This window comes from Lonsdalea quercina, assembly GCF_900107885.1.
Lineage (GTDB): Bacteria > Pseudomonadota > Gammaproteobacteria > Enterobacterales > Enterobacteriaceae > Lonsdalea > Lonsdalea quercina.
This window is the reverse complement of the sequence record NZ_FNQS01000007.1, coordinates 168,104-195,042: the sequence shown is the minus strand read 5'-3', so window position 1 is coordinate 195,042 and position 26,939 is coordinate 168,104. Positions and strand designations below refer to the sequence as shown.

The 26,939-nt window shown below is 57.4% G+C and carries 23 protein-coding genes, 3 tRNA genes and 1 pseudogene; 15 read left to right on the top strand and 12 right to left on the bottom strand.

Going from position 1 to position 26,939, the window contains the following annotated elements:
- Positions 1-13: 13 nt before the first annotated feature.
- The 7 genes from BLU64_RS11440 to BLU64_RS11410 form a co-directional block, all read right to left on the bottom strand.
- Positions 14-934: a DMT family transporter gene (locus BLU64_RS11440; protein WP_139171506.1), complete on the bottom strand. Its 921-nt coding sequence runs from the start codon at positions 932-934 to the stop codon at positions 14-16.
- A 249-nt stretch (positions 935-1,183) separates the two neighbouring features.
- Positions 1,184-2,857 carry an ABC transporter ATP-binding protein/permease gene (locus tag BLU64_RS11435; RefSeq protein ID WP_074728774.1) on the bottom strand — a complete coding sequence of 558 codons (1,674 nt, stop codon included), beginning with the start codon at positions 2,855-2,857 and terminating at the stop codon, positions 1,184-1,186.
- Positions 2,858-2,893: 36 nt separating this feature from the next.
- On the bottom strand, positions 2,894-5,320 hold the full coding sequence (locus tag BLU64_RS11430) for a TonB-dependent siderophore receptor (protein ID WP_074728772.1): 2,427 nt from the start codon (positions 5,318-5,320) through the stop codon (positions 2,894-2,896).
- Between the two features lie 98 nt (positions 5,321-5,418).
- A complete protein-coding gene (locus BLU64_RS11425) occupies positions 5,419-6,408 on the bottom strand; it encodes a FecR domain-containing protein (RefSeq protein WP_074728770.1) in 990 nt (329 codons plus the stop codon).
- Between the two features lie 20 nt (positions 6,409-6,428).
- A complete protein-coding gene (locus BLU64_RS11420; RefSeq protein WP_074728768.1) occupies positions 6,429-6,971 on the bottom strand; it encodes a sigma-70 family RNA polymerase sigma factor in 543 nt (180 codons plus the stop codon).
- A gap of 136 nt (positions 6,972-7,107) precedes the next feature.
- Entirely contained in the window at positions 7,108-7,551 is a 444-nt protein-coding gene (gene rimI, locus BLU64_RS11415) for a ribosomal protein S18-alanine N-acetyltransferase (RefSeq protein WP_026742113.1), read from the bottom strand.
- Entirely contained in the window at positions 7,496-7,933 is a 438-nt protein-coding gene (locus BLU64_RS11410; protein WP_074728766.1) for a DNA polymerase III subunit psi, read from the bottom strand. The genes rimI and BLU64_RS11410 overlap by 56 nt, the downstream gene beginning before the upstream one ends.
- 112 nt (positions 7,934-8,045) lie before the next feature.
- Between BLU64_RS11410 and rsmC the strand changes: the two genes are divergently transcribed.
- Entirely contained in the window at positions 8,046-9,086 is a 1,041-nt protein-coding gene (gene rsmC / locus BLU64_RS11405) for a 16S rRNA (guanine(1207)-N(2))-methyltransferase RsmC (protein WP_074728764.1), read from the top strand.
- Between the two features lie 50 nt (positions 9,087-9,136).
- On the opposite strand, the gene BLU64_RS11400 is transcribed toward rsmC, so the two are convergent.
- Complete coding sequence (locus BLU64_RS11400; protein ID WP_074728762.1) at positions 9,137-10,132, bottom strand: aldo/keto reductase; 996 nt, start codon at positions 10,130-10,132, stop codon at positions 9,137-9,139.
- 116 nt (positions 10,133-10,248) lie between these two features.
- Here BLU64_RS11400 and BLU64_RS11395 point away from each other — a divergent pair, with 116 nt between their 5' ends.
- From BLU64_RS11395 to BLU64_RS11380, 4 genes are all read left to right on the top strand, one after another.
- A complete protein-coding gene (locus BLU64_RS11395; RefSeq protein WP_026742117.1) occupies positions 10,249-11,151 on the top strand; it encodes a LysR family transcriptional regulator in 903 nt (300 codons plus the stop codon).
- A 115-nt stretch (positions 11,152-11,266) separates the two neighbouring features.
- Positions 11,267-11,353 (top strand) — tRNA-Leu (locus tag BLU64_RS11390).
- 49 nt (positions 11,354-11,402) lie between these two features.
- Positions 11,403-11,489: transfer RNA gene (locus BLU64_RS11385), tRNA-Leu, on the top strand.
- A 49-nt stretch (positions 11,490-11,538) separates the two neighbouring features.
- Positions 11,539-11,625 (top strand) — tRNA-Leu (locus tag BLU64_RS11380).
- 78 nt (positions 11,626-11,703) lie between these two features.
- On the opposite strand, the gene BLU64_RS11375 is transcribed toward BLU64_RS11380, so the two are convergent.
- Together BLU64_RS11375 and BLU64_RS11370 are read right to left on the bottom strand one after the other, a co-directional pair.
- Positions 11,704-11,988, bottom strand: coding sequence for a DUF1435 domain-containing protein (locus BLU64_RS11375; protein ID WP_026742118.1), 285 nt, complete (start codon positions 11,986-11,988; stop codon positions 11,704-11,706).
- Between the two features lie 528 nt (positions 11,989-12,516).
- Positions 12,517-13,410, bottom strand: coding sequence for a LysR family transcriptional regulator (locus BLU64_RS11370; RefSeq protein ID WP_074728760.1), 894 nt, complete (start codon positions 13,408-13,410; stop codon positions 12,517-12,519).
- A 147-nt stretch (positions 13,411-13,557) separates the two neighbouring features.
- Here BLU64_RS11370 and budA point away from each other — a divergent pair, with 147 nt between their 5' ends.
- The 5 genes from budA to gcvP all read left to right on the top strand — a co-directional run bounded on the left by budA (position 13,558) and on the right by gcvP (position 21,087).
- On the top strand, positions 13,558-14,310 hold the full coding sequence (gene budA / locus BLU64_RS11365) for an acetolactate decarboxylase (protein ID WP_410409711.1): 753 nt from the start codon (positions 13,558-13,560) through the stop codon (positions 14,308-14,310).
- A gap of 51 nt (positions 14,311-14,361) precedes the next feature.
- On the top strand, positions 14,362-16,041 hold the full coding sequence (gene alsS / locus BLU64_RS11360; RefSeq protein WP_074728756.1) for an acetolactate synthase AlsS: 1,680 nt from the start codon (positions 14,362-14,364) through the stop codon (positions 16,039-16,041).
- A 558-nt stretch (positions 16,042-16,599) separates the two neighbouring features.
- Entirely contained in the window at positions 16,600-17,700 is a 1,101-nt protein-coding gene (gene gcvT / locus BLU64_RS11355; RefSeq protein WP_074728755.1) for a glycine cleavage system aminomethyltransferase GcvT, read from the top strand.
- 28 nt (positions 17,701-17,728) lie between these two features.
- The gene (gene gcvH, locus BLU64_RS11350; RefSeq protein WP_026742123.1) at positions 17,729-18,130 is read left to right on the top strand and encodes a glycine cleavage system protein GcvH; all 402 of its coding nucleotides are present in this window, start codon (positions 17,729-17,731) and stop codon (positions 18,128-18,130) included.
- 83 nt (positions 18,131-18,213) lie between these two features.
- Positions 18,214-21,087 (top strand): aminomethyl-transferring glycine dehydrogenase, encoded by a 2,874-nt coding sequence (gcvP, locus tag BLU64_RS11345; RefSeq protein WP_074728753.1) that lies wholly within the window; start codon positions 18,214-18,216, stop codon positions 21,085-21,087.
- A gap of 97 nt (positions 21,088-21,184) precedes the next feature.
- Here the strand turns inward: gcvP and BLU64_RS11340 are convergent, their stop codons facing one another.
- A complete protein-coding gene (locus BLU64_RS11340; protein WP_081825689.1) occupies positions 21,185-21,898 on the bottom strand; it encodes a GntR family transcriptional regulator in 714 nt (237 codons plus the stop codon).
- Positions 21,899-21,990: 92 nt separating this feature from the next.
- On the opposite strand from BLU64_RS11340, the gene BLU64_RS11335 reads away from it, so the two are divergent.
- From BLU64_RS11335 to BLU64_RS11320, 4 genes and pseudogenes are all read left to right on the top strand, one after another.
- Positions 21,991-22,680: a DUF2848 domain-containing protein gene (locus BLU64_RS11335; RefSeq protein WP_074728751.1), complete on the top strand. Its 690-nt coding sequence runs from the start codon at positions 21,991-21,993 to the stop codon at positions 22,678-22,680.
- Positions 22,673-23,105: pseudogene (locus BLU64_RS11330) on the top strand (amidase); the annotation flags it as partial. The gene BLU64_RS11335 and the pseudogene BLU64_RS11330, both read left to right, overlap by 8 nt.
- A gap of 14 nt (positions 23,106-23,119) precedes the next feature.
- Positions 23,120-23,770: a DUF4286 family protein gene (locus tag BLU64_RS11325; RefSeq protein ID WP_026742128.1), complete on the top strand. Its 651-nt coding sequence runs from the start codon at positions 23,120-23,122 to the stop codon at positions 23,768-23,770.
- The gene (locus BLU64_RS11320) at positions 23,767-25,092 is read left to right on the top strand and encodes an MFS transporter (protein WP_394296474.1); all 1,326 of its coding nucleotides are present in this window, start codon (positions 23,767-23,769) and stop codon (positions 25,090-25,092) included. Before BLU64_RS11325 ends, BLU64_RS11320 begins: the two co-directional genes overlap by 4 nt.
- Positions 25,093-25,152: 60 nt before the next feature.
- On the opposite strand, the gene BLU64_RS11315 is transcribed toward BLU64_RS11320, so the two are convergent.
- A complete protein-coding gene (locus BLU64_RS11315) occupies positions 25,153-25,755 on the bottom strand; it encodes an HD domain-containing protein (protein ID WP_026742130.1) in 603 nt (200 codons plus the stop codon).
- 230 nt (positions 25,756-25,985) lie between these two features.
- Between BLU64_RS11315 and trhA the strand changes: the two genes are divergently transcribed.
- Complete coding sequence (trhA, locus tag BLU64_RS11310; protein ID WP_394296475.1) at positions 25,986-26,633, top strand: PAQR family membrane homeostasis protein TrhA; 648 nt, start codon at positions 25,986-25,988, stop codon at positions 26,631-26,633.
- Positions 26,634-26,939 lie beyond the last annotated feature (306 nt).

Genomic DNA, 26,939 nt, shown 5'->3' with positions numbered 1-26,939 from the left:
TTTTCTGACCTGATTAACGCGCTATCGAGTGGCGGCTCGCCAGCGTGATGCCTGCGAAAATGGTGGCGATCCCCATCAGATGATAAAGATGGATTTGTTCGCCCAGAAACAGGACCGACAGGGCCACGCCGAACACGGGAATCAGATGGATGGTCAGCCCGGCTCGCGCCGCGCCGACGAGTGTTACGCCGCGACCAAACAGCAAGTAGGCGACAAAAGACGGAAAGATCCCCAGATAGAGCACGGCTGACAGCGTAATGCGATCCCAAACCGCGCTCGCGCCGCTGTGGCTCTCCCACAGCCAGAGGGGAAATATAACGATTAGCGAAATAATCACCTGTACGCCCAGCAGCCCCAGACGGCTGACTTCGGGCGGGATTTTTTTCAGCCACAGCGTATAAAACGAGAAGCTGGCCATCGCGCCCAGCAGCATCAGGTCGCCGGACGAAAAGGACAAAGACAGCAGACCGGCCAGTTCGCCGTGGAAAATAATGGTCAGCACGCCGCAGAATGAAATCAGCAGACCTGCCGCCTGCGAGAGCCTGAGCGGCTGACCGTAAAACAGACCGGCAAACAGCATGATTAACACCGGAATACAGGAGTTGAGCAGCAGCGCATTCGTGCCGGAAGTGTGATGCAGTCCGACATAGGTCAGCAGACTGAAGAAAACGATCCCGCTGAGGGATATGGCGACGATACGGAGAGGAAACGCCCGGTAACGCTCGGCATCGCGGCGGATATATTTCCATGCAAAGGGCAGGATGCAGATCAGCGCGATCAGCCAGCGCACCAGAGTCAGCGTCACCGGTGGGATCTCGTTGCGCACCGCGCGTCCGATGATGAAGTTGCCAGCCCACAGCAGCGGCGGGAGGGTCAGAATAAAAAAGACGATCAGCCGCGATGGCTGAGCGCCCACAGAAGGGGACTGAGACATAGCTTCGTTTCCTGGAGAAAAGCTGCCGGGCATGCGCTAACGGCAAGCGTGCATAAGTGCTGGGCTGGACCGCAAAATGCACGATCTGTCCCTGGCGAAGCCGGATGATTTAACTGCCGATTATGAAAGCCCGCACGCAAAAAATCTATCATCGCGTGCGTTTGCATGCTGGTTCGAGGTGGTTATCGCGTAGAGGCTGACTCTGCCGCTGACAGCCGGACAGCGGAATCGCTATCCGGCTTCGCCAGATTACGGCTGGGACGCAGGTTGGAGATGGATCTGAGTTTCGAACAGCGGATTCAGCACCGACTGATGCGTGACGGAGAGCACGATGGTGCCCGGCAAATGTCGCCGCAGCCGTTTCATCACCTCTATCGCGGTCTCTTCATCCAACTGGCTGGTCGCCTCATCCAGACACAGCAGCGTCGGTTTCATCAGGATCGCCCGGATGAGCGAAAGCCGCTGTTGCTCGCCGCCGGACAGCCGTTGCGCCCAAGGCTCATCGGCATCCAGCTCTGTGCTCAGATGCCCCAGATGCATATCGATCAGCGCTTCCTGCAACACCGCATCGCTGAACTCTTTTGTTTGCGGATAGGTCAAAGCCTGCCGCAGCGTACCCTGCGGCAGATAGGGCTTCTGCGGCAGAAACAGCACGCGCCCAGCCGGCAGATACCAGCGTCCGGTCGTATAAGGCCATAGTCCCGCGAGCGCCCGCAGCAGCGTGGTTTTGCCGATCCCGCTGGCGCCTTGCAGGCTACACCACTCGCCCGGTTTCACCCGTGCGGAGCAGGGGGCGAGCAGCGCCCGACCCTGCGGCCGCAGCACGGTCAGTTGGTGAATTTGCAGTGCTTCGCCCTGCGGCGTGCGCGTGGTCGCTGGCGGCAGCGCCTCCAACCGCTGTTGCAGCTGCCAGAGACGTTCGATCGTGGCAGACCACCGCGCCAACTGGCGATAACTGTCAACGAACCAGCCGAAAGCGTCCAGCACGTAGCCGAAGGCGGTTTTGGCCTGCATGATCGCGCCTAACGAGACCTTGTGGGCGAGATACAGCGGAAGCACCGCGAAAACCGGCACGATCAGGCTGAAACGAAAATAGCTGACCGTGAAGCTTTCCAATCGAAACTCTTGCCCCATCAGACGGTAGCCGGTGGCGAGCACGGCGCGGAAGCGGTCGCGCAGCCGCCTGTTTTCGATTTCATCGCCCTGATAAAAAGCGATTTGTTCGCTGTGGCTGTTGACCCGGATCAGGCTGGCGCGATAGTCGGCCTCGACTTTCTGCATCTGATGGTTGGTGCGATGCAGGGGAAAGCCCAGTGCGTGGGTAAGAATGCTGCCGACCAGGGCGTAGATCAAAGCAATCCACACCAGATAACCGTGGATCGTGACGGTATGCCCGCCGATCGTGAACGTCTGTACCCCGGAGATGCCCCACAGGATGGCGATAAAGGACAGCAGGCCGACCACGTTTTTCAGCAGCGACAGCAGCAGTTCCAGACTTTGCTCGCACAGCAGGCGGATATCTTCGGCAATACGCTGGTCCGGGTTATCCGGCGTGCCGGCGGGATCCTGTTGCAGCCGATAATGCGCATGATCCCGTAGCCACTGTGTTTCATAGTGCTGGGTCATCATGTCGCGCCAGCGCAAGATCAGCGCTTTTTTCAGCCAGTTGCCGCTGATAATCACCAGGACGAACAGCGCGGTATACCCAAGATAGCGCCAAATCAGATCGGCGACCGAGGCGTGCTGGAAGAAGTCCGCCAGCGCATCGTAAAAGTCCTTGCTCCAGTTGTTGTAAAGCACGCTGATGCCGACGACGGACAGCGTCAGCGCCACCACGACCAGCAACAGCAGCCACAGCACTATCGCCTGCGCCGATAACCACAACGGCGCGACCAGTTGATAAAAACGTTTAAGCGTCTGCATGGCGTAACACGTTAAAAGAGTGAGTCATCAACGTCATTAGAAGTCCCACTTCGCCGTCAGCATAAAGTTACGCGGATCGCCGTAGTAGTTATTCCCGTTGATGATGCGGTTATTCAGGGTCCGGTAATACTCTTTATTCGTCAGGTTGTTGCCCACCAGATTAAAGCTGAGGTGTTTGTTGTACTGATAGCTGACGTTGGCGTTGTACAGCGTGTAGCCGCCCTGATGGATATCGTAGTTGGAGCTGGTGTCGGTTTGCGCGGTCATCCCAACGCCGACACTCCATTGGTTTAGCCTGCCCGGTAGCGTGTAGCTGCTGTACAGTTTGAACATGTGCTGGGGCGTATAGCGGTTGTAGGTCTGTCCTTTTTCGCCCTCTTCGCCTTCCAGATATTTGGTGTTGGTCAGCGTGTAGCCTGCGAAAAGCTGCCAACCTTCCGCCAGCTTGCCTGAGGCTTCCAGTTCTACCCCTTGGCTGCGTACTTTGCCTTGTGAACGATAGCAGTATTCGCTGGTGAGGCAGTTGGTGTCCTCCACGGCCCGATTGGCTTGAATAATGCGATAGAGCGCGACGGAGGTATTCAGATCACCATCGAAGAACTCACCCTTAATTCCCGTTTCGTAGTTTTTCCCTGTCACCGCAGGCAGCATGTTGCCAGAGCGATCAATATCTTCCTGGGGTTTAAAGATATCGCTATAACTGGCATACCAGGTGTAATGATCGCTGAAGTCCCACAGCAGCCCGCCGAAGGGGATCAGTTTGTCGCGCACTTTGTAACCGCTGCTGTGATTGGTGACGTCAGTAGTACGATTCGTGGAGTACATGTCATAGCTGTAGGCGCTATAGCGGCTGCCCAGAATGAGCTTCCAGCGATCCGCCAGCTCCAGTCGGGTCGTGGCGAACAGCGCGCGTTGGTAGAGGTTATAACGGTAGCGATTGGTGTAGTCCGGCCATTCCGGCTCGGCCAGTTCGCTGGCGTTCCAGTGGTAAATATCTACCGCGTCGTTTTTGATGATTCGGCCGTAGAGGTTGTCAAAGTTCTCTTTCTGATACTCGCCGCCGACCACCAGTTCGTGGGAACGGCCCAGCAATTCGAAAGGCCCTTTCAGGCTGAGGTTATAGCTCCACTGGTCGGATTGATTATCGCGCTGAAGCGCGTTATTGAGTTTCGGCGTTACGCTGCCGTAAACCCCGATGGTTTTACTTTTTGCTTCGGCGTGTGTGTAATTCAGCGTGCTTTTCAGCGCCCAGTCATTTTCGAATTGATGCTCAAATTCGATGAAGGGATTGATTTTATCAAACTCGATGCGGTTCCAGCTCGCGCCGAGGAACGTCGAGTGTGGAAGGCCGAGACTGCTGCCATCGCTGCTCATTGGGATGCCGTACAGATCGGGAACCGTATGGGTTTTCTGCCAATTAACCCCGGTCGTCAGCGTGGTATCCGGGGTGATATCCCAGGCTAGCGTCCCATACAGCACGCTGCGGTCGCTATCGACATAATCTACCGAGCTTTGCTTGTCCTGATAAACGCCGACGAAGCGCCCGCGCACGGAAGCATCATCGTTCAGGGGGCCGGAGACGTCGACCTCGTTGCGGTAATTGTCCCAGGAACCCGCGCCAGCGCTGACGTAGCCCTGAAAGTTGTAAGTGGGTTTTTTACGCACCAGATTAACGGTGCCGCCCGGTTCTCCATTGCCTTGCGTCAGGCCGGAGGCACCGCGCAGGACCTCGACGTGATCGTAGATTGCCAAATCGGGCGACTCGGAAGACGCCTCGGAGTAGCCCATGCCGGACACGCTATTCTGAGAAGAGGAGTTCGCGCCATCCTCTTTGATGTTGTCCATCGTGAAGCCGCGTGACTGAAATTGCACCTGATAGGAACTATTGTTCACCACGTTAACGCCAGTGGTCTGACTCATCGCTTCATCCAGCGAGGTCATGTGCTGCTGGTTCATCCGAGTGCGGCTAACGACGCTGACCGACTGGGGGGTTTCTCTTGGCGAAAGGGCCAGTTCCGTCGCCGTGCTCATGCTGCGAGTGGTATAGGAACCGGTGCCTTCCGTCATTCCCTGATGGTTCACCTGCGCCACCACCACTAATTCGTCCTCTGTCGGCGCCTTTTGCAGCAGGAAGCTGCCGTCCGCCTGTTTCACCGCCTGCAAACCGTGGCTTTGCAGCAACGTTGCCAGAGCGCTCTCCACGTCATAATCGCCGTTTAGCGCTTTGCCGTTCAGACCCTGGGTCAGCGCCGCATCGGCCGCGAGGTCGATGCCGGACTGGCGCGCTAACTGATTAAGCTGTTCGCTTAGCGAACCCGCGGCAATGGCATAGTGCTGCACGGCGGCGTTTTCCGCCGCGCTGGCAGGCGCAGTAGGTAGAATGATAACCGGTGAGCCCAGAACAAAAAGACGGGCGGCCAGAGCCAACGGCCGGAGAGCGCGAGGTGGTGCGGTGAATAACATAGGAATAGCCTTTAATACCCAGAGTCAAAAGAAATAAAGCCTGTTTTTATACTGAATCGAACGAGCGGTGAAAAAGGGAACCAAAACGGAAGCCATCGCTACACTTTTTTTTCGATCGTCACCCACCAGGAAAAACGTCGATGAATGCGGATCGGCAGCGCCCGGGACATCATATCCAGCGCCTTGTCGGTGTTGTCCAGCGGGAAGGTTCCCACCAGCCGGAGCGCGGCGATATCCGGATCGCAGGAGAGATAACCGCGTCTGTAGCGGGACAGACGGGCGATCACCTCGCCAAGCGGGGTATTGTCCGCGCTTAATTTACCCCGACGCCAGTCGGCGTCGGCGCTGTCCAAGCGATCGAGCGTACCCAAACCGTCGGCGGTGAAACGCCATTGCTGACCGGCGTTGACGCGGCGCGTGACGCTGTCCTGTCGGGGCGTGACGGCGACGATGCCGTCGTAGACGTTGAGCCGCGTGCTTTCGTCCTGTTGGCTGACGCTGAAGCGCGTGCCCAGCGCCTGCATCCTGCCTTGCTCGCTGACCACCACAAAAGGCCGCAGGGGGTCAGGCGCGGTGGCGATGAATATCTGTCCGGCGCGCAGAAACAACTGCCGCTCCGTTGTCGTATAGCGAATATCCATGGCGCTGGCGGTATCCAGCCAGATACGCGAACCATCGGTCAGCGTCATGGGTTTAATCTCACCGGTCACGGTGCGATTGTCGGCGGTCATCGCCAGCAGCGACTCGCGCAGCGGGGTATAGCGATAACCCATCCAGGACAGCAGCCCGCCGGACGTTAGCAACGCCGTCAGCTTCAGCGCCCGGCGGCGGCTGACGCGCGGCGAGCGCAGGAGAGCCTCCGCGCTCGGCTGATGCAGTTCGCCCCGCAGCGGCTGAAAGCGCTGGCTAATCGTCTGCACGTAGATCCAGGCTTCCCGATGTTCGACGCTTTCATCCAGCCACCTCTGCCAGCGTTGGCGCAGCTCACTGTGCTCCCCGTCGTCCTCCAACAATTGCGCATACCAGTCCGCCGCCTCTTGCAGAGACTCGAAACCGGGCTTGGGTGGCGGGGAAGGGGAGAAAGGCATGGGAGATCGACCTGACTGACTCAGCTGCGCCGGGTCGGCGGCGTGGCGTCGGTATCTGTTTCGAGAAGAATGCAGTGCAGCATGGCCTGCGCCATATACTTTTTCACCATACGCTCAGACACGTGCAGGACGGAGGCGATCTGCGCGTAGGTCTTCCCCTGAATTTGCGACATCACGAATGCCGAACGTGTTTTTTCAGGGAGATGACGCAGCATGCTGTCCACTTGAAACAGCGTTTCCAGCACGATGGAGTGCTGTTCGGCCGACAGGGAGGCATCCGTCGCATGGTGCTGCAACGACTCCAGCCAAGCCTGCTCCAGCGCTTTGCGTCGCCAGAGATCGACGCACATCCCCTGCGCCATGACGCTTAAATAAGCGCGGGTACCGTGGTGACTGTCGAACTCGCGGGGTTTCATCAGTAACTGCAGAAAGACTTCCTGCGCCAGATCGGCTGCGTCGCACAGGTTTCCCAGGCGTTTGCGCAGCAGGCTCTGCAGCCAACCGTGATGCTGCTGGTAGAGCTGACAAAAATCGGGCGAGGTCGGTACGTTAACCGCAGACATAATGAATATCGAGTTCCTTCAGTCCCTGAATGTAAAAAAGAGGTCGGCATTCTAATTGAGAATAATTTGCATTTCAATTTTTATGCCAAGTTGGGAAGAATTCGCTACTTGCCTGCCAGAGCGTGTCTGACAGGGATTATCCCAGCGGCAGGGCCATAATGATGGCGTCTTCACGACCTTCCTTCGTGGGATAGTAATTCCGCCTGATGGAGACCTCATTAAAACCCAAAAACTGATACAACGCGATAGCCTGTTGATTTGACGCGCGGACTTCGAGCCACAGCGTCAGAGTGCCGCGTTGCTCCAGCTCGGCGATCAGGTGTTCCATGAGCGCCCGGCCGTAGCCGCGACGTTGATGTTCGGGATGGACCGCAATATTGAACAGCGTGGCTTCATCCAGCACGATCTGCGTGATCGCAAAGGCGACCATCTGCTCGTCATGGCTCAGTTTCAGGTTGAAGTAGCGTTCGCCTTGGTTGCTGAGAAAGGTCTTCTCCGTCCACGGAAAGGCGTGGCTCAGGCGCTCAATCTGAAAGGCGGTCGTCAGATCGGCGGAGGTCAGGGTAGAGATCGTGTTCATATTGACAAATTTGCCGCCACAGCGCGCGCTTGGCGTCCGGGTTATGGTCAAGCTCGGACAACGCCGGGCTGGTAAGCTGCACGCCTTGCGACGGCTGCATGGGGGGGGCGCCCAGCCACCAGGCCGGGCAATCGCGGGTGTCCGGCAACATTTCTACCTGCTGCGGCAGCAGGCTGTAGATCTGTTCGGGGGTTAATTGCAGACTTCTGAGTACATCCTGCAATAGCGGATCATCGGTCGCAGGGAGCGGATCGGCGACGATCAGCAGACGAACCGTCGATGGCAGACTGATGGCGATTTCGCCTTGCAGCGCGGCGGGGCGGCGCAATGTCCACTGCGTAATGCCCAATTGCTGTAGCAGCCTGTCCCGATGTGATGTCATGCCTTACCTTGTCCGGAGCGCGAGTATGCGCCGCTATGCTAGCAAACCCATCGAACATGCGGCAACAAACCTCTATAATCGTCGCTCAGTTAATTGAGGAGTTTGAAGCCTGATGTCCGCATTTACCCCCGCCAGTGAAGTGATACTGCGTCACAGCGATGATTTTTCCACCCGCCGGGTGCTGTTTGCCGGTGATTTGCAAGATACCTTGCCCGCCCAGTTTGAGGCGGAAGACGTCCGCGTGCACACGATGCAGTACCACCACTGGCAGCAGCTAAACCGGACGATGGGCGAGGCGGCGCATTTCGCCCTGCTGGCCGACGCTGACACGGTGGCGGGCTGCGACACCCTGATTTACTACTGGCCGAAAAGCAAGCAGGAAGCCCAGTTCCAACTGTCCAACCTGCTATCGCTGCTGCCTGTCGGCTGCGATATCTTCGTGGTGGGCGAGAACCGTTGCGGCGTACGCAGCGCGGAAACGCTGCTGGCGGACGTCACTGCGCTGGCCAAAATCGACAGCGCGCGTCGCTGTGGTTTGTATCACGGTCGTCTGGAACAGACGCCGACCTTCGAGTTGGAACGCTGGTGGCATGAATATGATGTGGACGGCGTACCGGTACGTACGCTGCCGGGCGTGTTCAGCCGCGATGGGCTGGATAACGGTAGCCAGCTGCTGCTTGGCACGTTGGAACCGCATTCGAAAGGTAAAGTGCTGGATATCGCCTGCGGCGCGGGCGTTCTGGCTGTGGCATTTGCTCAGCGCGCGCCGAAAATCCGTCTGACGCTGAGCGATGTGAACGCCGCTGCGCTGGAAGCCAGCCGGGCGACGCTGGCGCGTAACGAGCTGGAAGGCGCCGTCATCGCCAGCAACGTCTACTCGGATGTCGCCGGTCGTTTCGACATGATCATTTCCAACCCGCCCTTCCATGACGGGATGCAAACCAGTCTGCACGCGGCGGAAGCGCTGATCCGCGGCGCGGCGGCGCATCTGAACATCGGCGGCAAGCTGCGTATTGTCGCTAACGCCTTCCTGCCTTATCCGGCGCTGCTGGATGAGACGTTCGGCAGCCACGAAGTGCTGGCGCAGAATGGCCGTTTCCGAGTGTATCAGGCGATTATGGGACGCGGCGCTAAAACCAAGTCGCGCGCCTAAATGTGCATGATCCCCTGCGGCGGCAGGCCGCAGGGGATCGCGTAGAGGGGCTAGTCGTTATCGATGGTGTTCATGCCTTCGACGCCATAGCGCTCGCCCGCAGCGGCCTGTCGCGGAAACAGGCTGTCGATGGCTGACAGCTCCGCAGCAGTCAATATCACATCCAACGCGCCGATGTTCTCTTCCAGATAACGGCGTCGTTTGGTGCCGGGGATCGGCACGATGTGTTCCCCTTGCGCCAACACCCAGGCCAGCGCCAGCTGTGCGGACGTCACCCCTTTCTCCTTCGCCAACGCCTCCACATGTTCGACCAGACGCAGATTTCTGGTGAAATTATCGCCGTGAAAACGCGGGTTTTTGAGACGGAAGTCGTCGTCAGACAGCGTGTCGAGATCCCGGATCGCGCCGGTCAGAAAACCGCGGCCCAACGGACTGTAGGGAACGAAACCGACCCCCAGCCTGCGGCAGGTCGGCAGGATTTGTGTTTCCACATCCCGTGTCCATAGCGAATATTCGCTTTGCAGCGCGGTGATGGGATGAACGCGGTGCGCACGCTCCAGCGTGGCGGCGGAAGCCTCGCTTAATCCGAGAAAACGAATCTTGCCCTCTTTCACGAGGTCGGCCATCGCACCGACGGTGTCTTCAATCGGCACCGTCGGGTCGACCCGGTGCTGATAGTAAAGATCAATGGTCTCTACCCCAAGTCGTTTCAGGCTGCCTTCCACCGACTGCCGCACATACTCCGGTCTGCCGCAGATACCACGCTCATCCAGATTGGCGGTATCGCGGACGATCCCGAATTTGGTCGCCAGAAAGACACGATCGCGTTTGCCCTTGATCGCTGTTCCCACCAGTTGCTCATTGGTATACGGACCGTACATGTCGGCGGTATCCAGCAGAGTGATACCCCGTTCGAGCGCGCGGTGTAGGGTGGCAAGGGATTCGTTGGCGTCCTGATGGGTGGAATAGAAATCGCTCATACCCATACAGCCCAGTCCCAGAGCGGAAACCTGCGGCCCCCGGGGCCCTAATGTTCTCTGTTGCATGCTGATGTCCTCGATAGGTGATGGGAATGCCAGTGTGGTTGTTTGCTCGATAAAGATAAATCACACGTTTTATGCAACACTGTTTGTAAATCACAAACAATCCTGCGGACGGGTTCATGGATCACATACAGGCGATGCGCGTGTTCGTCCGCATCGTGGAAACGGAAAACTTCAGTCGAACGGCCGAAGGGCTAGGGCTTCCGCGAGCTACGGTTAGCCAGACGCTGAAACGGCTGGAGCTGCGGCTGGGCGTCAGGTTGGCGGAACGGACGACGCGTCAGGTTCGCATCACGGATGAAGGGCGGCTTTACTATCAGCGCTGCACGCAGCTGTTATCCGCTTTCGATGAAAGCGACGCCATGTTCACCCGGCAGCAACAGCAACCCAGCGGACAGGTGCGTATCGACATGCCGCACTCGATGGCCCGTGAACTCGTTATTCCCGCGCTGCCAGCGTTTTATCGCCAGTATCCGCGCATCCGGTTGGTGCTAAGCGCCAACGACGCGGCGATTAACGTCCAGCGCGAGGGCGTAGACTGCGTGGTGCGGGCATGGCAGTTGGAGGATGATTCGCTCTCCGCCCGGCAATTGCCGTCGTTGCCGCAGCTCTCCTGCGCCTCTGCTGGGTATTGCGCTGAGCACGGGTTACCATCTTCTCTGGCCGAGCTGGCGGGTCATCGGATGGTCGGCTATTTTTCTTTGCGCAACCTGCACCGCTATCCCCTTGAGTTCGTTCAGGATGGACAGTTGCTCACGCAGAGCCTGCCCACATGGGTGGACGTCAGCGGCGTAGATGCGTATATCGCCGCCGCGCAGGCCGGGCTGGGTATGATTCAGGGGCCGCGCAGGAGTCTCAGACCGTTGATTGAACGGGGAGAACTGGTGGAGATCCTGCCAGATATGCCGCCTCCGCCCATGCCGCTTTACATCATGTTTCCCGCCGGACGTTTCCTGGCTCCGCGTATTCAGGTTGTCGTGGACTGGTTACACGCGTGTATTGCGCCTGCCCCGGTCGATTAAATGCCGATTTTTACAGCGAACCCTCACGAGGAGGGGAAATAATCATTGACCTCGGCCGTAAAATCTCTAGAATTCGCCTCCGTGGTGACATTGCGTGACGTTATGTCCCTGGTTTGCGAAGGTGGCGGAATTGGTAGACGCGCTAGCTTCAGGTGTTAGTGTCTTAACGGGCGTGAGGGTTCAAGTCCCTCTCTTCGCACCACGCTGGTGATGCAGATCGCGCAGTACTGAATACGTAGAAAATCTCATGTGCGAAGGTGGCGGAATTGGTAGACGCGCTAGCTTCAGGTGTTAGTGTCTTAACGGACGTGAGGGTTCAAGTCCCTCTCTTCGCACCACGCTGGTGATGCAGATCGCGCAGTACTGAATACGTAGAAAATCTCATGTGCGAAGGTGGCGGAATTGGTAGACGCGCTAGCTTCAGGTGTTAGTGTCTTAACGGACGTGAGGGTTCAAGTCCCTCTCTTCGCACCACGTATTACTCCCGGCTTTATCCTCCCGATTACCCCCCCTAACTTTTTCCTTATTTTTATCTATGCCATAGCCTTATCGCTAGATGCCGCGCAGCGTCACGGATAGCGCCGTCAGTCCGCCTGCCAGCGCAATACAGGACGGCAGCAGCAGATAGTGGCGCAGCCGCTGATGAAACAGCATTCCCAGCGTCACCAGCATGGCCAGCGTCACGATGTATCTCAGAGAGTGCAGGTCGATACCCGGCAGCAACAGCAGGGGCATCAACGTCACGGGAACCAGAGTCCCCCAGGCGCTGGAAAGCGGTTTGCCGAAGTACCAGGTGATTCCCCATAGCCCACAGGCGGCAATCATCGCGGTCAACATAGTCTCTTACCATGACGATAATGATAATTACTATCATATAGAAAACCTTGCTGAATACAACTTCTGCCGGACAGCGTCATAACTCACTTATGACGGCGACCTGACTATTCGCATCAAAGGAGATGGGCGGAGATCGGACAAAGAGCAATAGAATTATGGGATAATCGCGAACCTTAAGGGTTGGATGTGAAAACAGTTAAATGAAATAATCATCACTTGATTTAACTATTTTTTGCGCTTTCTGATCGATAGCTTTCCGCCTGGTGTAACGCGTTTTTCGCTAAACGCGCACGGTGAATGAAAAGGAAGCCAACGGTTCAGGCGCTTATGTACGAAACTATCGCATGTCTCCTTTTCCTTTATTCCGTGACTGCATCGCGCCCTGCGATGAGCTGAGAATCTGCTACTGGGGCAGCACGTTCCGTCATCGTCGGCTACGATTTCTGACGTATCGACGTGCAAAAGAGGGCGAGCCTGAATCTCTGACTCGCCTTGATATCGCCTGACCGGTTTCACCTACCGAGTTCGCTACTTTTCCTGTTCGTGGCCGTGCAGCAATTGCACCATATTGTGCAGGGTGGCTGACGTATCGTGCTTGCGCCAAATTACCGCAATCTGCGTGTTGAGATGGGGCGTGTCGATTTCGTGATACGTCACATTTCCGGTCTGAATGCAGGACAGGGACTCCGGAATGAACGTAATGCCGAAGCCGGAAGCGACCATGCTGATCGTCGCCGTGATATGCGGCGCCAGTGGGTTGATTTTGGGTTGGTAACCCGCGAGATAGCAGGCGCGAATGATCATGTCGTGCAAACTGGGGCAGAGTTCTCGCGGGAAAATAATTAGCGGTTCAGACTCCATCTGGCTGAGATGCACTTCCTGCTGATCGCTGAGGGGATGACTATCTGGCAACACCAGCCGCATATCCTCTTCTACCAGGATTTCACCGTCGAACTCGTCGCCAATATCACAGGGCAGGCGCACAAAGGCGATATCCGTGCTGCGATTGCGCAGGCTCTCCAAAATCTCATTGATATGCTCTTCCTGCGGCTGCATCTGCACGCTCGGAAAGCGCTGGCGGAAAAGCCGCAACATTTTCAGCACCAGCGGGTGGAAGGTCACCGCGCAAGAAAACCCCACATTAATGGCGCCACTCTCTCCGCGAGCGATACAACGCACCCTCTCCATGGCGGCGTCGGTCAGTTCGAGTATCTGCTTGGCATCCTGGTAAAAGGCTTCTCCCGCTTCGGTCATCTCCACGCCGCGCGTCATTCGCTTCAGCAACGGGGTGCCAATTTCACGTTCGAGCTTTTGTATTTGTTGGCTAAGCGGAGGTTGCGATATCCCTAGTGATTCAGCTGCGCGGGTAAAGTGCCGCGTGGATGCAACGGCGACGAAATAGCGCAGATAACGTAACTCCATATATTTTAGATCTCCAAATAGTCACGTTTTTATATTGGAACTTTGAATCTCACGGGAGCAATATTCAAGGGAAACATTAATTAAATTTATGTCGTACCTCGTCGGAAGAGAAGGGATATGAAAGATTCCAACTGCGTTGACCCCTGTATGGCAGAGCTTGCCAACTTCGTCCATCAGCATCAAAAACACCACCCAGAGTGTCAGATCTATCAAACCTCATTGATGAGCGGGTTGATAAATGGCGTGTACGAAGGCAGTACAACCATGGCGGATCTGCTTGAACATGGTGATTTCGGATTAGGCACGTTTAACGATCTTGATGGAGAGCTGGTTGCAATGGAAAGCCGTATTTTCCAATTGCGCTCCGATGGCAGCGCTCGCGCCGCCAAGCCCGATCAGAAAACGCCTTTTGCCGTAATGACCTTCTTCCGTCCGACTGAAAAGATGCAGTTTGACCATGCGCTCAGTCGTGAGGACCTTCATCAGCGTATTGATGATTTTGTTGCAACAGACAATCTTTTTTGTGCTTTACGAATCGATGGCTCCTTCAGCTACGTCGAGACTCGTACGGTACCTCGCCAGGAACGACCTTATAAACCGATGCTGGAAGCTATTGCCCAGCAACCGACTTTCCGTTTCGACAACTGCAAGGGCAACGTAATCGGTTTTCGTAGCCCTAATTATGTTCAAGGGATCAATGTCGCCGGCTATCACGAGCATTTTATCACTGATAGCCGACAAGGCGGCGGACATATCCTTGATTACCGCCTGGAGAACGGCATGCTGCAATTTGGCACCATCGCCAAATTAGTCATCGACCTGCCTCTGGATCAGGATTTTCTGCGAGCCAACTTGTCCCATGAAGATCTCGATAGCCTCATCCACTCTGTGGAAAGCTAAAGTTCATCAAGGTACTGAAAAGAAAGCACAAAAATGCATAGGAAAAATGTTATGGAAAATAAGGATGGTCAACAGCACTGGGCTTGCGGTGCGGATCTGATCGTAAAACATCTGGAGCAGGAAGGGGTCAAATACGTCTTCGGTATTCCTGGCGCTAAAGTCGACCGCGTTTTTGATTCACTTGTGGACTCATCGATCCAGACCATCCCCGTACGTCACGAAGCCAATGGGGCTTTCATGGCATCGGCAATCGGCCGTCTGACGGGGAAAGCGGGCGTTACGATGGTGACTTCCGGTCCTGGCTGCTCCAACCTGGTGACGGGTCTGGCGACGGCGACCTCGGAAGGCGACCCGATTGTTGCGCTGGGGGGGGCCGTGAAACGCGCCGACAGACTAAAACTGACTCACCAGAGCCTGGATACTGTCAGCCTGTTCAAGCCGGTCACCAAGTTCAGCGCGGAAATTCCTGTTTCCTCCGCTATTTCTGAAGTGCTGGCTAATGCGTTCCGCGCCGCCGAGTTCGGTCGTCCGGGCGCTTCGTTTATTAGTCTGCCGGAAGACATTGTCAACGATCCGGTGACAAGCCCTGTGCTGGCCGCGACAAACCTGCCTACGCTGAATAGCGCGCCTCTGGCGGACGTCAAACGCGTTGCGCAAATGATCGAAAAGGCAAAAAACCCGATTTTGCTGCTAGGTCTGATGGCCAGCCAGCCGAAAAATGCCGATGCGCTGCGCCGCCTGCTACACCGCAGCCAACTGCCGGTCACCAGCACCTATCAGGCTGCCGGCGTTATCGATCAGCAGCACTTTGACCATTTTGCCGGCCGTGTCGGTCTGTTCAATAACCAGGCAGGCGACAAACTGTTGCAGCAAGCCGACCTGATCATCACCGTCGGTTATAGCCCGGTCGAATATGCGCCGGCGCTGTGGAACACCGGCAATGCGACGCTGGTGCATATCGATGTGCTGCCATCCGAACTGGAATGCGACTACCGTCCGGACCTGGAGCTGGTGGGGGACATCTGCATCACCATCGATATGCTGAACGAGCAGCTGAATTCGCCGATTAGCTTGTCTTCCGACGCCGTCGCTATTTTGGAAGAGCGTCGCGAACTGCGTCATCAACTGGCGACCCATGCCATCAACATGAACGGCTTCGCTATCCATCCGTTGCGTCTGGTTCGTGCGATGCAGGATCTGGTGAACAAAGATGTCACGCTGTGTGTCGATATGGGCAGCTTCCATATCTGGCTTGCGCGTTACCTGTACAGCTTCCGCGCACGCCAAGTGCTAATGACCAACGGTCAGCAGACCATGGGTGTGGCGCTGCCCTGGGCGATTGCGGCCGCGTTGGTGAATCCGAACCAGAAAGTGCTGTCGGTATCTGGCGACGGTGGCTTCATGCAGTCCAGTATGGAACTGGAAACGGCGGTTCGTCTGAACTGTAATGTCCTGCATATCATCTGGGTGGATAATGCCTACAACATGGTTGAAATCCAGGAACAGAAGAAATACAACCGCGGATCTTGCGTCAAGTTCGGACCGATTGATTTCAAAGTGTATGCGGAAGCCTTCGGCGCGAAAGGCTTCGCGGTTGAGTCGTCTGAAGAGCTGATTCCAAAACTGCATCAGGCGATGGACGTCGACGGACCTGCGGTGATCGCAATTCCGGTGGACTACTCCGACAACCACTATCTGATGGAAAACGTCAACATCGCGCATCTGATCTAAGTCAGTCGCGTTCGTTGCGGGCGGCACATCACGGTCATGACGGACCGGCGGTGCGCCGCCTTTTTATTTGCCTGTCGCCACTCACTTCTTCCCCCTTATTCACGATCGCGTTCGGGCGTTCTCATTCTGGATGGCAATAAAGCGTGATAGGGATCGCATCGCGATTGATAGCGAATAGAAACTCCGTCGCCTGACCACTCTGCACCGCCTCATTCTTGCCTGAAATAATCTAATTTTACCTACTTTTTCGCATTAGATTACCTAATGCGTTTTGTTTCTGTGGTGTGTTGAGAAATAGGGAGTATGCGGGGGTTTTTATCATTTTTAAGTATTAAGCCGAATATCTTCGCTTATATCTGCTGATTAATGCCTTTTTAATAGCGAAAAAAGTGGATGTGGTGGAAGGGTAATCACACTTTTATTAGGCGTTATTATATAGATTTACTTATGGCAGGGCGTGTGGTTAAGAACCCACATCGGTGGTAAGTTCAAAGGCAGAGATCACGTTTGCGTTGGACGCATCCGCTGTAACCAGCACGGTTAACGTAGAGGGAAAAGATGGCAAAGCAAACCCCGCTGTATGAACAACATTTGGCCGACGGCGCCAAAATGGTGGATTTTCATGGCTGGATGATGCCGCTGCACTACGGCTCACAGCTGGAGGAACATCACGCGGTGCGCAAGAGCGCCGGAATGTTCGATGTTTCGCACATGACTATCGTCGATTTGCATGGCGCTCGCGTACGCGAGTTTTTACGCCATCTGCTGGCGAACGACGTGGCCCGGCTGAAGCAGCCCGGTAAAGCGCTCTACACCGCCATGCTGACTCCCTCCGCCGGCGTGATAGACGATTTAATCGTCTACTTTCTCAAGGAAGACTTTTTCCGGATGGTGGTCAACTCGGCCACTCGCGAAAAAGATCTGGCCTGGATAGAAGAGCAGGCGAAACCTTTCATGGTGCAAATTCAGGAGCGTGACGATCTGGCGCTGATCGCGATCCAGGGGCCGCTGGCGCAGGAAAAGGTACAGCGATTGCTGACGTCGCAGCAGCGCAAAGATACGGCCGGCATGAAGCCGTTTTTCGGCGTACAGAGCGGCGACTGGTTTATCGCCACCACCGGGTATACCGGCGAGGCCGGCTATGAAATCGCGCTGCCGAAAGCACACGCGGTCGGCCTGTGGCAACAGCTGCTGGCGGAGGGCGTTCAGCCTGCGGGGCTGGGGGCGCGCGATACTCTGCGTCTCGAATCCGGCATGAATTTGTATGGACAGGATATGGATGAAGGCGTTTCTCCCCTGGCGGCGAATATGGGGTGGACGATCGTCTGGGAGCCGGAAGATCGTCAGTTTATCGGGCGTGAAGCTTTGGAGCGTCAACGAGCCCACGGCACCGAGCAACTGGTCGGGCTGGTCATGACGGAAAAAGGCGTATTGCGCAACGGCTTGCCGGTGCATTTCACCGATGCCAGCGGCGCGGTGCGCGAAGGCGTGATCACCAGCGGCTCGTTCTCGCCCACTTTGGGCGTCAGCATCGCGTTGGCTCGCGTCCCGCAAGGCATCGGCGAACAGGCGGTGGTGCGTATCCGCCAGCGCGAAGTCCCCGTCCGGGTGACGAAGCCTAATTTTGTCCGTGCAGGAAAAGCCCTGATAGAGATTTAACCGTTTTGTCTAAAAGGAGAAAGTGGCAATGAGCAATGTACCGGCGGAATTGAAATATACCTCGTCCCATGAATGGGTCGCGGCGGACGAAGGCGGCACCTATCGTGTTGGGATCACCGAGCACGCGCAGGCGCTGCTGGGCGACATGGTATTTATCGACTTGCCCGATGTGGGCAGCCAGTTCAACGCCGGGGGCGAATGCGCCGTGGCGGAGTCGGTCAAGGCCGCATCGGATGTCTACACTCCATTGAGCGGCGAAGTGGTTGAGGTCAACGGCGAGCTGGAAGGCGCACCGGAACAGGTCAACAGCGATCCCTACGGCAGCGGATGGTTATTTCGTATTAAGTCCGGCGATGGCGCAGAGTGGGACAATCTATTGGATGCCGCCGCTTATCAGACGCTGCTGGATGAAGAAGACGACGGGCACTAATCGTCGTTGGCGCCCGGACGGGTGATCTTTCGGGGCGCCGCAGGCGGCGCTCGCTTGATGTGGTTTGATGCAGGAATGTCGTAATGACCCAGACTCTCAGTCAACTTGAATACCCTAGCGCTTTCGTGGAACGCCATATCGGTCCCACCGCCGCGCAGCAGCAGGATATGCTGGCGTCGGTCGGCGCAGAATCGCTGGATCGACTGATTCAGCAGATCATCCCGCCGGATATCCAGTTGCCCAGTCCCCCCGCCGTCGGGGATGCCGTCACGGAACATCAGGCGCTGGCGGAGCTGAAGGCGATCGCCAGCCGTAATCAGATCTACAAAAGTTATATCGGCATGGGTTACTACGGCGTACAGATGCCGCCGGTGATCCTGCGGAACGTGCTGGAAAATCCGGGATGGTACACCGCTTACACGCCTTATCAACCCGAAGTGTCTCAGGGACGGCTCGAAGCCTTGCTCAATTTCCAGCAGGTAACCCAGGATCTGACTGGACTGCCGGTGGCGTCCGCTTCGCTGCTGGACGAGGCGACTGCGGCGGCGGAAGCGATGGCGATGGCCAAACGCGTCAGCAAGCTGAAGCAAGCCCACCGTTTCTTCGTCGCGAACGACGTGCACCCCCAAACGCTGGATGTCATGCGGACGCGCGCCGCGACCTTCGGCTTTGACATCGTGACCGGAGATCCGCAGGACGCGCTTGAGGATGACGGCATCTTCGGCGTTCTGGTGCAGCAGCTGGGTACGACCGGCGAACTGCACGACTATCGGACGCTGCTGAGCGAGCTGCGCCAACGCAAAGTGATCACCTGCGTTGCGGCGGATTTGCTGGCGCTGGTACTGCTCGAAGCGCCTGGCGCTCAGGGGGCCGACATCGTCTTTGGCTCCGCGCAGCGCTTCGGCGTGCCAATGGGATACGGCGGCCCGCATGCGGCATTTTTCGCCAGTCGCGAAGAGTACAAACGCGCGACGCCGGGCCGCATTATCGGCGTCTCTCGCGATGCCGCGGGCAACACAGCGCTGCGTATGGCGATGCAGACTCGCGAACAGCACATTCGCCGTGAAAAGGCCAACTCCAACATTTGCACATCCCAGGTATTGTTAGCGAATTTGGCGGGCATGTATGCGGTGTACCACGGCCCGGAAGGGCTTAAACGCATCGCCCGACGCATTCACCGCCTTACCGATATTTTGGCCGCCGGGCTGCGGCAGCGCGGCGCCACCTTATGGCATACCCGCTGGTTCGATACGCTGACCGTCTCGGTCGCGGATAAGGCAACGACGCTGAGCCGGGCGTTAAGTTTTGGCGTAAATCTGCGCGGCGATCTGGACGGCGCGGTCGGGATCTCGCTGGATGAAACCACGACGCGCGATGATATACAGGCGCTGTTCGCGATCCTGCTGGGGGACGAGCACGGTCTGGATATCGATGCGCTGGATCGCGAGGTCAGCGCGCGATCGGACTCGTTGCCTGCCGCGCTGCTGCGGAAGGACGACATCCTGACGCACCCGGTGTTTAACCGCTATCACAGTGAAACCGAGATGATGCGCTATCTGCATCGTCTGGAGAGACAGGATTTGGCGCTCAATCAGGCCATGATCCCGCTAGGCTCCTGCACCATGAAACTCAACGCGGCGGCGGAAATGCTGCCGATCACCTGGCCCGAATTTGCCGAGTTGCACCCGTTTTGCCCGCCCGTGCAAGCGCAGGGTTACCGCCAGATGATCGCTATGCTGAGCGAGTGGCTGGTGCTGCTGACCGGCTATGACGCCGTCTGCATGCAGCCGAATTCCGGTGCGCAGGGCGAATATGCCGGTCTGCTGACCATCCGTCGGTATCATGAAAGCCGCAATCAGCCGCAGCGCCAAATCTGCCTGATCCCCAGCTCCGCGCACGGCACCAACCCGGCTTCCGCGCACATGGCGGGCATGGAGGTGGTCGTTGTCGCCTGCGACAAGCAGGGCAACATCGACCTGCACGATCTGCGGGAGAAAGCGGCTCAGGCCGGAGAGCGGCTGGCCTGCATCATGGTGACCTATCCGTCGACGCATGGCGTCTACGAAGAGACCATCCGTGAAGTATGTCAGGTTGTGCACCAGTACGGCGGCCAGGTCTATCTTGACGGGGCCAATATGAACGCGCAGGTGGGCATCACCTCGCCCGGTTTTATCGGTGCAGACGTGTCTCACCTCAACCTGCACAAAACCTTCTGTATCCCTCACGGCGGCGGCGGTCCGGGGATGGGGCCGATAGGGGTGAAGGCGCATCTGGCGCCGTTTGTGCCGGGGCATCAGGTCGTAAAAATCGCTGACGTGCTGACCGCGCAGGGCGCCGTATCCGCCGCGCCGTTCGGCAGCGCCTCGATCCTGCCTATCAGCTGGATGTACATCCGCATGATGGGCGCTGAAGGGCTGAAACAGGCCAGCCAGATCGCCATTCTTAACGCCAACTACGTGGCGGCGCGGCTACAGTCGGCGTTCCCGGTGCTCTACAGCGGCCTCGGTGGCCGGGTTGCGCACGAATGCATTCTGGACATCCGACCCTTGAAGGAAATCAGCGGGATCGGCGAACTGGATATCGCCAAACGGCTGATCGACTATGGTTTTCATGCGCCAACGATGTCGTTCCCGGTCGCGGGGACGTTGATGATTGAACCTACGGAGTCGGAAAGTCAGATAGAGCTGGATCGCTTTATCGACGCGATGCTGGCGATACGTGAAGAGATCGACCGCGTAGCGCGCGGGGAGTGGCCGCTGGACGATAACCCGCTGGTCAACGCGCCGCATATCCAAACCGAGTTGGTTACCGAATGGTCCCACCCTTACGGGCGTGATCTGGCGGTGTTCCCGGCGGGCGCCGCGAACAAGTTCTGGCCGACTGTGAAACGACTGGACGACGTGTACGGCGACCGCAACCTGTTTTGCTCATGCGTCCCTATCAGCGACGACGTCTGACGGCGTCTCGCTTTCGCGGCTCAGGGGCTGAATTGGAGGGAAGGACGGGGACTTGCCGTAAGGTCAGTCCCCGTCCTGTTTTGAGCGGCCCGCGCGACTAAAAGGTATGCAACAGCGCGTGGCGGAACGACAGGATGTGCGCTTCCATCGCAGCTTCCGCTGCTGCTACATCCTGCCTCTTGAGCGCCTCTATCACGGCGCGATGCTCTTCAACCACTTCCTGCATGTGCCTTTCTTTGGACAAGGTGCTGGCCCAAAAACGCTGCGCTCTGGCGTGCAGGACGCTGAGCATGTCCGTCAAGGTGCTGTTGCCGGCAATCTGCGCCAGCATCTGATGGAATGCGTAGTCCAGCGTCATCATTTGTATTCGGTCACGGGCCTGACAGGCGGCGTCGATCTGCTGATTCAGTTCGCTTAGTTCGGTAATCTGCACCGCCGTAGCGCGCTGGCAGGCAAGCCGGATGCACAGGTTTTCGTTCGCAAGCCGGACCTCGATCAGTTCCAGCGCATCGTTGATCGAAAGGGGAGACACCACCACGCCCTTGCGTGGGATCACCTGTAGCAATCCCTCATTCGCCAGGCGATGAATGGCCTGGTTGACGGGGGTCCTGCCCATATCTAGCTCATTCATGACCTGTGCCGTGTTCACATACTCGCCGGGTTTATAGCTCAGAGTGACCAGCAACTGTTTGAATCGCCGATAGGCCAGTTCGTTCTGCGAGAGTCCGGCCTCTTCCGCTGTCGGCAAGACCCGACGTTGTTCATCGACGTGCTTCACGTATCGCTCCTGCAATGAAAAGTCTTTCACCATAGTACACAGAACATGGCACGAAAATCGCTTATTCCCTGATTGAAAACCGTGTGAAATTTCACAGTTATTTTTAGTGTGGGGTGAGCAACGTCATGAAACTGATCTTCAATGTGCTGGAAAAATCAGCAGAAAAGCGAATTGAGGTCGACATTGATCGTCTGGTGATCGCCGGGTGGACCGGACGCGATCGTGACGCTGTGATGCACCATATCCGGGAACTGGCCGCGCTGGGCGTGCCTCAACCCAGTGCAATTCCGCTGTTCTATCGCGTAGCGGCGAACCAGCTGACGCAGTCCTCTCTCGTTGAAGTCGTCGGCAACGCCAGTTCCGGCGAAGCCGAGCCGCTGATCTTTTCCTACTGTGGGAAACTCTATGTTTCGCTGGCGTCGGATCATACCGATCGTCAGTTGGAAGCGCAGAGCGTAGCACTGTCAAAACAACTGTGCGCTAAGCCGGTGGCGCGGGATGCCTGGCCGCTGCGAGAAGTGATCGCCCATTGGGACTCGCTAATTTTGCGCTCATGGATCGTCGAAAATGGGGAGTATCGGCTCTATCAGGAAGGCGCGTTATCCAGCCTGCAACCGCCGATGGCGCTGTTGGAACGCTATCTGGCGTCTGACGTTCCGACGCGGGTGGATGGACTCGCCATGAGCTGCGGCACGATGACGGCGATTGGCGGCATTCGCCCAGCGGCGGCATTTCGTATGGCGTTGGTCGATGAGCATCTGGGACGCATCATTAGCCACAGCTACTCCAGCGTTGTGCTGCCGGTGGTGGCGTGATGGGCGCGCTGACATTACAGCGGCCGCCGAGGACGACCCGCGCGTATTGTCGCGCATTCGCCGCGGAAGAACATGATGGAGTCTTGCTGGCGCGGCGGCGTGTCCAGTGGCAGCAGCGAGTGACCGCCGAAATCCAAGGTCACGACGCGTTACTGATAGCCACCGTTCTTTTTATCGCGCCGCCTATCGATCAGATGGAGGCCGATGGCGAGACCGATTTTCGCGTTGACGGCATTGCGTTGCGGAATCCTTCCGTCATCAACTTTCTGGACGGCTGCGCGGGTTCCCTGCCGTGCCACCAACCAGGAGATGCGTCGGTCGGCCTGATGCCGGTGCTCTTGCCGATGAAGGACAGCGCGCTATTAGGATGGACGTTGTCGATTGAACGATGCCTTAACGGCGGCCTGACCGCCTCACTTGAATGAGCAGGAGAGAAATCATGAAGGTTTCCCCGAACGGGATGTTGCTTGTCGCCACCGACGTCGCCGAGCAGGATGAGGCGGATTTTAACCAGTGGTACGACTGCGAACACGTGGAGGAGCGGGTGCGGATTCCCGGCTTCCTCACGGGTACGCGCTATCAGGCTTTGCAGGGCGGACGCAAATATTTGGGACTGTACAAAACGGCGTCGTTGGACTGCTTCACCTCGCCGTCTTATCAGGCGGCTTATTCCCACCAGACGGCGTGGTCGCAAACCAATTTGCGGCGCATGCGCGATCCGCTGCGGCGGGTGTCCTCTATCACGGCGGTCACCGGCTGCGGTACGGGCAGTCACTTGAGTTTGCTGTCCCTCGTCCCCGGTGAGAAGCGTACGCTGATCGATCGCATCACTCATCTTGGCAAGTCGCTGACCAAGGCGGCGGGATTCGTCAGCAGCAGCCTGTTGTTGCCGGATGCGGCATTAAGTACGACGCTGCCGAATGCGTCTCCCGCATCCGCGCCGCTTGTCCCGTTACTGGTGCTGGAAAGCAGCTCCGCGTCCGCCGGAGAACAGATGGCGGCGCTGGCGGCACAGGCATTGACGGTGTCTCCTCACGATTTCTTGCATTACGCCTTCAGTTGGCAACTCACCGCACAGGAGCTGAAATGATGAATACCGTGACGACCGAAACGGCGGATCAGGCAACGCCGATTGCCGCCGATACGCCGAATACCGGCAAGCTGGCGGCGGCCAGCTCTATAGGCACCGCGCTGGAGTGGTATGACTTTACCGTCTACAACATCATGGCGGCGCTCGTTTTCAACCATATTTTCTTCCCGTCGTTCGACCCGTTGGTAGGGACGATTCTGGCTTTTTCCACCTATGCCGTCGGGTATATTTCGCGGCCAATCGGCGGGGTCATCTTCGGTCATCTGGGCGATGTGCTGGGGCGGCGTTTCGTGCTCGTTGCCACGCTGGTGATCATGGGAGTGACGACGGCGTTAATGGGCCTGCTGCCCGACTATGCGCACTGGGGGATCTGGAGCCCGCTGCTGTTGGTCACGTTGCGTTTCATTCAAGGGATCGCGCTCGGCGGTGAATGGGCCGGCGCGGTGCTGCTGTCGATGGAGCACGGCAGGCCGCATCAGCGCGGGCGCAACGCCTCGTTTGCTCAGGTGGGGCCTTCTTGCGGCACGCTCATCGGCACGGGGCTTATCACGCTGGTGACGCTCGCCATGTCGCCGGACAGCTTTCAGGCGTGGGGATGGCGTATTCCTTTCCTGCTGAGTCTGGTGCTGGTCGTATTCGGCCTGTGGCTGCGCAGCAGCGTCGGTGAAACGCCCGCTTTTCTCAAGCTGGAGAAAAGTCGACACATCACGCAGGCGCCGGTCCGCGTGGTCTTCAGTCAGCATCTGCGTTCGCTGTTGATCGCCGGTGGCTCGCGCATCGGTTCCGACGTGTTGTATGCGCTGGTGGTGGTGTTTACCCTGACCTATGTGACGACGGTGCTGAATCTGCCGCGGCCGCTGGCGTTAACCGCCACCATGCTGGGCGCGGTCGGCAATGCCATCGCCGTCCCGCTGTTCGGTATGCTGTCCGATCGCTTTGGACGACGACCTGTCAGTATGGGCGGCGCGTTGGCGGCGATCCTTTGGGCATTTGTCTTTTTCGCTTTGCTGGATAGCACGCAGCCGTTGCTGATATGTCTGGCGGTGGTGGTCGGCCTGCTGATCCATGCGTCGATGTATGGGCCGCAGGCGGCGTTTATCACCGAGCAATTTCCTACGCAGGTGCGCTATGCGGGATCGTCGATGGCTTATACGCTGGCGGGGATTGTCGGTGGCGGTTTCGCGCCATTGATTATCACGTACCTGTTTGCGTCTTACGGTACGTCGGTGTCGGTTTCGCTGTATGTGACGCTGGCGCTGTTTTTTACGCTATGGGCCGTGTGGTCGGCGAGAGAAACGGCCCATAAGCCGCTGAAAGACTAAGAAGCGCAACGGTCTGTTGCGCGTTTGATGTCACAAACAACAGACCGGAGAGCAAATGGGCTACTTCAGCCAGCCTTTGCTCTTTGCGACTTCCAGGTGATGACTGAGATAGCCCCACAGTTCTGGATACACTTCGCTGATGAAAGCATTGCGCGACAGCACCTGTTCCAGACGAATGCCGTGCTCCACCCAACTCTGACCGCCGTTGTGGAGGTTCATCAGCACCGGCATCAGGCGGTCAATCAACAGCGCGAAGCGGGCGTCCGGCGTTTTGCTTGCCTCATATTCCAGCCATAGCTGGTGGAAGAGGCTGCGCTGCGGCTCCGGCAGCAGGCCGAACAGCCGTATGGCCGCCGCGACTTCGCGATCGTGTGCATCGGCGCGTCCCTGAAGATCGTAAACCAGCACGTCGCCTGCATCGACCTCGACGATATCGTGGATCAGCGCCATCTGAATGACACGCTGAATATCGACGTCTTCTCCCGCGTATGGCGCAAGGCTCATCGCCGCCAGCGCGAAGTGCCAGCTGTGCTCGGCAGAATCTTCCTGACAGTCAGTGCCAATCACTTTGGAACGGCGTTTCACGCTTTTAAGCTTATCGACTTCCATCAAGAATGCGACGACGTCAGTCAACGGACCAAAGTCCAGTACGGCGAGGGACATCTGAATAATCTCCAGAAGGGAAAGTGCCCAATTGTAGGGCAACACAGGCGACATTGAAATGCGGAATTGGAGGCAGGTGGTTCATACCGTAAGGGCTATAATTATTTCAGCGTACGCGTGTACACTGAAAAAGTTCTCCGTTACTCTGGTTGCGAGGACATCATCCGCTTAGGCTTTTGCATGATAAAAGTCCCCGCTGAGCGGCGAACAGGATATTCAAGAGGTAAATCATGAAGCAGCAGGTATTGGATTCGGGTTATTCGTTGGCGGAGGAAATCGCCAATAGCATCAGCCACGGCGTCGGTTTGGTGTTGGGGATCATCGGGCTGGTTTTACTGCTGACGCAGGCGGAAAAGAACGGCGCAGATGCCACGGCCATCGCCAGTTACAGCCTGTATGGCGGCACGGTGATTCTGCTGTTTCTGGCTTCTACGCTATACCACGCCATTCCCAATCAGGACGCCAAGCGCTGGCTGAAAAAATTCGACCACTGTGCGATTTACCTGCTGATAGCCGGCACTTATACGCCGTTCCTGATGGTGGGGCTGAAGACGCCATTGGCGTATGGACTGATGATTGCCATCTGGAGTCTGGCGCTATTGGGCGTCATCTTCAAAATGGTGTTTGCGCATCGTTTTGAGATCCTCTCCCTGGTGACGTATTTGGTCATGGGCTGGCTATCGCTGATTGTGATTTATGAGCTGGCGGTGACGCTCTCCCTCGGCGGCGTGGTGCTGCTGGCGGTTGGCGGGGCGGTGTATACGCTGGGCGTGATTTTCTATTCCAGCAAGCGGATCCCTTTTAACCATGCCATCTGGCATGGCTTCGTGCTGGGGGGCAGCTTGTGTCATTTTCTGGCGATTTATCTTTATGTCTAACCCCGCAGGGGCGATGCCGCCCGCTTCGGGCGGCAGCTGAGAATGTCTGGTCATCCTTGCTGATATCGGACATCAACGCTTGAAAATAAAGGTTTGAGCGTGCCTTTCGGCGTGAGTCGAGGTCGCGCTCGACGGACATCGCCTTGAATCCGTCACACCCACAACGCAGAAAATATCGATGTCGTGCCGGCTCTGCCTTAGTGCATGGCGGCCAGTCGCAGGCGCGCGGCGATATTCCCTAACTAAGGCTATGCCTTCACCCGATCTCAGCGGCGCGCCGTTTCCCGGCGGCCGCACGTGTGATCG

What these genes read in the sequence shown, in the direction of transcription:
- BLU64_RS11400 (WP_074728762.1), bottom strand. Translation starts at nt 10,132, where the DNA reads ATGCAACAGAGAACATTAGGGCCCCGGGGGCCGCAGGTTTCCGCTCTG.
- BLU64_RS11410 (WP_074728766.1), bottom strand. Translation starts at nt 7,933, where the DNA reads ATGACATCACATCGGGACAGGCTGCTACAGCAATTGGGCATTACGCAG.
- rsmC (WP_074728764.1), top strand. Translation starts at nt 8,046, where the DNA reads ATGTCCGCATTTACCCCCGCCAGTGAAGTGATACTGCGTCACAGCGAT.
- BLU64_RS11315 (WP_026742130.1), bottom strand. Translation starts at nt 25,755, where the DNA reads ATGTCCCTCGCCGTACTGGACTTTGGTCCGTTGACTGACGTCGTCGCA.
- gcvT (WP_074728755.1), top strand. Translation starts at nt 16,600, where the DNA reads ATGGCAAAGCAAACCCCGCTGTATGAACAACATTTGGCCGACGGCGCC.
- BLU64_RS11425 (WP_074728770.1), bottom strand. Translation starts at nt 6,408, where the DNA reads ATGCCTTTCTCCCCTTCCCCGCCACCCAAGCCCGGTTTCGAGTCTCTG.
- BLU64_RS11435 (WP_074728774.1), bottom strand. Translation starts at nt 2,857, where the DNA reads ATGCAGACGCTTAAACGTTTTTATCAACTGGTCGCGCCGTTGTGGTTA.
- BLU64_RS11335 (WP_074728751.1), top strand. Translation starts at nt 21,991, where the DNA reads ATGAAACTGATCTTCAATGTGCTGGAAAAATCAGCAGAAAAGCGAATT.
- BLU64_RS11420 (WP_074728768.1), bottom strand. Translation starts at nt 6,971, where the DNA reads ATGTCTGCGGTTAACGTACCGACCTCGCCCGATTTTTGTCAGCTCTAC.
- BLU64_RS11430 (WP_074728772.1), bottom strand. Translation starts at nt 5,320, where the DNA reads ATGTTATTCACCGCACCACCTCGCGCTCTCCGGCCGTTGGCTCTGGCC.
- BLU64_RS11370 (WP_074728760.1), bottom strand. Translation starts at nt 13,410, where the DNA reads ATGGAGTTACGTTATCTGCGCTATTTCGTCGCCGTTGCATCCACGCGG.
- BLU64_RS11325 (WP_026742128.1), top strand. Translation starts at nt 23,120, where the DNA reads ATGAAGGTTTCCCCGAACGGGATGTTGCTTGTCGCCACCGACGTCGCC.
- gcvP (WP_074728753.1), top strand. Translation starts at nt 18,214, where the DNA reads ATGACCCAGACTCTCAGTCAACTTGAATACCCTAGCGCTTTCGTGGAA.
- BLU64_RS11440 (WP_139171506.1), bottom strand. Translation starts at nt 934, where the DNA reads ATGTCTCAGTCCCCTTCTGTGGGCGCTCAGCCATCGCGGCTGATCGTC.
- trhA (WP_394296475.1), top strand. Translation starts at nt 25,986, where the DNA reads ATGAAGCAGCAGGTATTGGATTCGGGTTATTCGTTGGCGGAGGAAATC.
- BLU64_RS11320 (WP_394296474.1), top strand. Translation starts at nt 23,767, where the DNA reads ATGATGAATACCGTGACGACCGAAACGGCGGATCAGGCAACGCCGATT.
- BLU64_RS11395 (WP_026742117.1), top strand. Translation starts at nt 10,249, where the DNA reads ATGGATCACATACAGGCGATGCGCGTGTTCGTCCGCATCGTGGAAACG.
- budA (WP_410409711.1), top strand. Translation starts at nt 13,558, where the DNA reads ATGGCAGAGCTTGCCAACTTCGTCCATCAGCATCAAAAACACCACCCA.
- BLU64_RS11375 (WP_026742118.1), bottom strand. Translation starts at nt 11,988, where the DNA reads ATGTTGACCGCGATGATTGCCGCCTGTGGGCTATGGGGAATCACCTGG.
- BLU64_RS11340 (WP_081825689.1), bottom strand. Translation starts at nt 21,898, where the DNA reads ATGGTGAAAGACTTTTCATTGCAGGAGCGATACGTGAAGCACGTCGAT.
- rimI (WP_026742113.1), bottom strand. Translation starts at nt 7,551, where the DNA reads ATGAACACGATCTCTACCCTGACCTCCGCCGATCTGACGACCGCCTTT.
- gcvH (WP_026742123.1), top strand. Translation starts at nt 17,729, where the DNA reads ATGAGCAATGTACCGGCGGAATTGAAATATACCTCGTCCCATGAATGG.
- alsS (WP_074728756.1), top strand. Translation starts at nt 14,362, where the DNA reads ATGGAAAATAAGGATGGTCAACAGCACTGGGCTTGCGGTGCGGATCTG.